At 63.5% G+C, this 249-nt stretch carries 1 protein-coding gene; it reads left to right on the forward strand.

What is annotated here, in order from left to right; all coding sequences use genetic code 11:
* The coding region (locus SCA31_RS24820; RefSeq protein WP_410699615.1) for a hypothetical protein at window positions 1-249 on the forward strand (249 nt) is incomplete at both ends.

Consider the following 249-nt stretch of genomic DNA (forward strand, 5'->3'; position numbering starts at 1 on the left):
GGATGTCATGGCGGACAACAACAGAGTCAAGCGTGTTGTGGTGATGGTCCAGGAAAACCACACCACGGACAACTACTTCCGGACGCTGGCTCCCTACGGGGCCAACGTTGAATCGGACTGGCCGGCGCAGCCCAACCCGCCATCGGCGGATCAGCCGCACGACCGGCACGCGTACTACCGCTGGCTTACCGGGCAGCACAAGGCGACCCGCACCCAGTTCGACACGGCTACGACCTTGCCGTTCTACGC

The organism is Chryseobacterium sp. SIMBA_028, from assembly GCF_046535285.1.
Classification (GTDB): domain Bacteria; phylum Bacteroidota; class Bacteroidia; order Flavobacteriales; family Weeksellaceae; genus Chryseobacterium.